The organism is Dietzia sp. DQ11-38-2, assembly GCF_014145055.1.
In the GTDB taxonomy this organism is placed as follows: Bacteria; Actinomycetota; Actinomycetes; order Mycobacteriales; family Mycobacteriaceae; genus Dietzia.
On the sequence record NZ_JAALDW010000181.1, the window covers coordinates 1 to 4,405 of the forward strand.

Genomic DNA, 4,405 nt, shown 5'->3' on the forward strand with positions numbered 1-4,405 from the left:
CGGCAGGTCGGCGTAGGCCATGTCGGGCAGGCCCAGCGAGGTCGCCGAGCGGCCGAGGAACTGGGTTCGGAACTCCTGGTCCACGCTCACGCCGTGCAGGTACAGCCGGGACGCCGCGAGCGGGATGCCGAGCGTGGAGGCCACCAGCAGGGCCGACCCCGTGGGGGCGGCCAGCTTGCCCACCCGGACCAGTCCGGCCCGCCCCCCGGGACGCTCGCCCGCACGGGCACACAGCACGCCGGCCACCACCAGGGCGAACGCGGCGCACTGGCCGACGACCGTGAGTGCCCGCAGGACGTTGGAGTTGCCGTAGGCGGGGAAGGAGACGAGAGAGAAACCGACCAGGACGACAGCGGTGACGGCTGCGGCCAGCAGCGTCGCCGCTCCCGCCAGGCCCGGCCCCCGGAGCGCCACCGGCATGGTCAGAAGGGGAGCTTGCGGAAGATCGGGCGCGGGACGTGGGTCAGGACCGCCATGACGGCGCCGAACGCGGCGGGGGCGAAGACCGCACCCTTGCCCGCGCCGGACTTCTTGACCGCGATGCGGGCCACGTCGTCCTTGTTGATGGTGAGCGGCGCCTCCTTGACGTGCGCCGACATGCGGGTGCGGACCTGCCCCGGGCGGATCACCAGAACGTCCACCCCGTATTCGTCGAGGGCGTAGCCCAGACCGGTGTAGAACGAGTCCAGGCCGGCCTTGGTGGAGCCGTAGACGAAGTTGGAGCGGCGGGCGCGGAGGCCTGCCGCCGAGCTCATGGCGATGATCCTGCCGTAGCCCTGCGCCTTCATCCGCTCGGCGAGCAGCACCCCCACCGACACCGCACCGGTGTAGTTGACCTGGGCGATCTGCACGGCCTTGCGCTGGTCGGACCACAGTTCCTCGTTCTCCCCGAGGAGGCCGAACGCCACGATCGCGACGTCGACGTCGCCTCCGGCGAAGATCTGCTCGAAGGCGGCCGGATGGGAGTCGGTGGCGGCGGCGTCGAAATCCACCACGTCGACGGTGGTGGCGCCGGCGGCCGTCATCTCGGCCCGGGCGTCCTCGATACCTGGATCCCCGGGGAGGCAGGCCAGCACGACACGCATCGGGCCCTGCCGGAGGTACTCCCCGCAGATCGCCAGGCCGATCTCGGAGGTGCCTCCGAGCAGGAGCAGGGTCTGTGGGACGCCGACGGCATTGATCATGCGCAGGAGTCTACCGAGGGGCCACCGCAGGATCGGGGAAGGTGTCCGCGACTACCCGGCCCGACGTGAACCCCGCGTGAGCGGGCGGACGGCGGGAGACGGCGGGGGTGGCCTCCGGGGAGACCGTCGCCACGTGGTGGGCGGCGGGGAGACGGCGACTAGGACGACGGCGGCGGCGACGGTGCGGAGGATCATGGCGGGCTCCCGATCATGCCTCCGGGCGACCCTTGTCGTCCGGGATCACCCCATTGTGGCCCGTCGCTCGTCCGCGTGTATAGACCGCGCCGTGCGATTCCCGTCGAGGAGCGCCGCGCGCCGGGTCAGAGTAGTTCGAGGCGCCGGCCCATGTCGGAGACGAAGACCCCGTGGGGGTCGATCTCGCGTCGGGTGGCGATCCACGAATCGATCTGCGGATACATGGCGTGGAAACGGTCGGCCGGGACCCGCGAGTCCTTGGCGGTGTAGAGCCGCCCGCCCATCGACATGACCTTGGCGTCCAACTCGTTGACGAACGAGTTCAGTCGGTCGTTGATCGGGAAGTCCACACACACGTTCCACCCCTCCATGGGGAACGAGAGCGGGGCCTGGTTCCCGGGGCCGAAGAGTTTGAACACGTTGAGGAACGAGTAGTGGCCCGAGCGCTGGATGTCGCCGATGATCTCCTTGAACCCGTCGACCGCCCCGGGCGGGACGATGAACTGGTATTGCAGGAAGCCGTCGGATCCGTACGCGCGGTTCCACTCTCCGAACAGATCGAGCATGTGATAGAAGGCCGGGAGGGTCTTGATCTTGTTTCGTGAGGTGCCGCCGAGACGGTAGTAGACCTCGCCGATGGGGCCGAAGGTGTACTTGTTGGCCAGACCGTTGGGGAACACGTCCGGGAACGTGACCAGCGGCTTGGCGTCCATGGCCAACGGGTCCTTGGCGAGCTTGGGGGCGTACTCCTCGAGTTGTGCGAGCGTGGCCAGCGACCCGCGGGACACCGCTGCCCGGCCGAGCTTCGGCGGCGCGCTGATGGCGTCGAACCACGCCGAGGAGTAGGTGTATCTGGCCTCGGAGCCATCCGTGTGCAGGGCGATCGTCTCGTCGAGCGACCCCGTCTGGTCGGAGTCGGCGAGGAAGAACGCGGTCTCCGTGCGGGTCATCGCGATCCACACCTTGAGGACCACGCCGGTGAGACCGTTGCCGCCCACCGTGGCCCAGAACAGTGTGCCCTCGGGGTCGTCGGACGTCCCGCCGGGCTCGAGGGTGAGGACGCGGCCGTCCGCGACGAGGAGCTCCATCCGGGTGACGTGGTTGCCGAACGACCCAGCCGAGTGGTGGTTCTTGCCGTGGATGTCGTGCCCGATCGCCCCGCCCACGGTGACCTGGCGTGTGCCCGGCAGGACCGGCACCCAGAGGCCGAAGGGCAGCGCGGCGCGCATGAGCTGGTCCAGGTTCACCCCGGCGTCTACCACCGCGAGCGCCTTCTCGGCGTTGAGCTCGTGGATGCGGTTGAACCGGCTCATGTCCAGGACCAGGCCGCCGGAGTTCTGCGCGCTGTCCCCGTACGACCGGCCGAGCCCCCGGGCCACCACACCGCGCCGGAGGTGGGTGGGACCGGCGGCGTTGGCGTCGTTGACCGCCGCGACGGCCGCCGAGATCTCCTCCACCGAGCGGGGGGTGAGCACGTGGCTCATGGCCGGCGAGGTGCGTCCCCAGCCCGTGAGGCGCTTGAGTTCGGTGTCCAGGGTGGACTCGGCCGGGGTGGTCTGCTGCGTGGTGCTCACCCGGTCGAGGTTACCGCCGGTGTCCCGGATCAGCGGCAGCCCGTGGTGAACGGCACCCCGCGGGCGCGGGCGTCCACCCAGTCGAGGGCGGGCCCGACCGCGGTGTACGCCGCGGTGACGTGTTCGCCGGCGACGGGCGTGTACTCCACGTCAGCACCCGCCGCGCACCATTCGTCGACCAGCCTGTGGGCGGTCCACTCGGGAACGAACGTGTCCCCGGGACCTCGCGACGACCCCGGCCCCGGGCCCATCGGCACCACCGCGTCGGCATGCCACACCTGCACCGGTCCGGAGGGGACCTCACGGGGGTCCGCCCCGTGGGCGGGGTCCGCCCGGCCCAACCGGTTCCGCGCCATCACCTCCTGCACCGTGGGGTCGGTGCGGGGGTCGGCGTCGGTGAGCACCGACAGTGGGAACGGGGCGAGTCCACCGACGGTGTTGATCGGCGCGCAGGCGTCGCGGAGCTGATGGGCCACCACGTCGCCGGTGTCGTTGAGCAGCGAGTAGAGCTGCGGGTACTCGCGGGCCAGTCCCAGCACGGCAGCGCGGTAGAGGCCGGAGGCGAGGGTCCCGTCCATGGTGTCGAACAACTCCGAATAGTCCGCGGGGACCCCACCCACGGAGGACCCGGCGAGCACCCCGGTGAGTTCGGGCGCATAGACCGGTTGCAACTGGGCTGCCCACCCGGTGGCGATTCCGCCGCCGGAGTACCCCACCTGGACCACCCGCGACTCCCCGAACAACGGGGCGGGGTCTCCGGCCGGGGTGAAGGCGCGGGCCGCGCGGATCCCGTCGAGGACGGCCCGGCCGTTGGCCCGGCCCGCTCCGTACGCGGCTCGCGGGCCCTGGAAGTCCGTGAGGACGAGTCCGTAGCCACGGTCGGCGAGGATCTGCAGGAAGGGGGGGAGTTCGAAGTTGAACTTGTGGGGCAGGACGTATGAGGGCATGCAGTCCAGGCCCAGTGAGTCGATGGTCACGTTGAACGACACGAGCGGTCGGGGGCCAGGGCCGGGCCACGGCGTGGCCGGTTCGATGATCGTCGAGACGATCTGCTGCGGTCGGTCGTGGGAGTCGGTGCTCTGGACCAGGACCTGCCACCCGCGGCCGAAGTTGCGCACGTTGTACGGCGGGATCGCGACCGGTCGTGTGGCCAGGATCGTGCCTGGCGCCGTGCCCGGGTCCACGGCCGGAGGGGAGTGGTACCAGGGATCGGGCGAGGGGCTCGGGAGGTACCGCTCCGGTGTCCGCTCCTCGGGTGGTGCCGCCCGGACCGCGGACAGAGGATCCGGGGCGGAGACTGTCGGCGAGTCGTCGATCGACCGGGGCTGGGCGAGCGCGGGGGATCCCGCGACAGCGCACGCCAGCGCGCACGCCATCGCGAGGGCCGCGGTCGCGGGACGGCGTGGGCGTCGGGAGAACATCTGCTCACATTATCGCGGCCACCCCGGTGGG

General features: G+C 71.0%; 4 protein-coding genes. All 4 read right to left on the minus strand.

Going from position 1 to position 4,405, the window contains the following annotated elements:
• Positions 1–420, minus strand: a 420-nt coding sequence (locus G6026_RS06925) for an arabinofuranosyltransferase (RefSeq protein ID WP_182612742.1), incomplete at its 3' end; no start/stop codon positions are given.
• Between the two features lie 2 nt (positions 421–422).
• Complete coding sequence (locus G6026_RS06930; protein ID WP_182612743.1) at positions 423–1,184, minus strand: decaprenylphospho-beta-D-erythro-pentofuranosid-2-ulose 2-reductase; 762 nt, start codon at positions 1,182–1,184, stop codon at positions 423–425.
• Between the two features lie 320 nt (positions 1,185–1,504).
• On the minus strand, positions 1,505–2,953 hold the full coding sequence (locus G6026_RS06935) for an FAD-binding oxidoreductase (RefSeq protein ID WP_107755473.1): 1,449 nt from the start codon (positions 2,951–2,953) through the stop codon (positions 1,505–1,507).
• 29 nt (positions 2,954–2,982) lie between these two features.
• Positions 2,983–4,374, minus strand: a complete 1,392-nt coding sequence (locus tag G6026_RS06940) for a lipase family protein (protein ID WP_107755474.1) — start codon at positions 4,372–4,374, stop codon at positions 2,983–2,985.
• Positions 4,375–4,405 lie beyond the last annotated feature (31 nt).

Coding starts and splice junctions, on each gene's coding strand:
- G6026_RS06930 (WP_182612743.1), bottom strand. CDS start 1,184: ATGATCAATGCCGTCGGCGTCCCACAGACCCTGCTCCTGCTCGGAGGC.
- G6026_RS06940 (WP_107755474.1), bottom strand. CDS start 4,374: ATGTTCTCCCGACGCCCACGCCGTCCCGCGACCGCGGCCCTCGCGATG.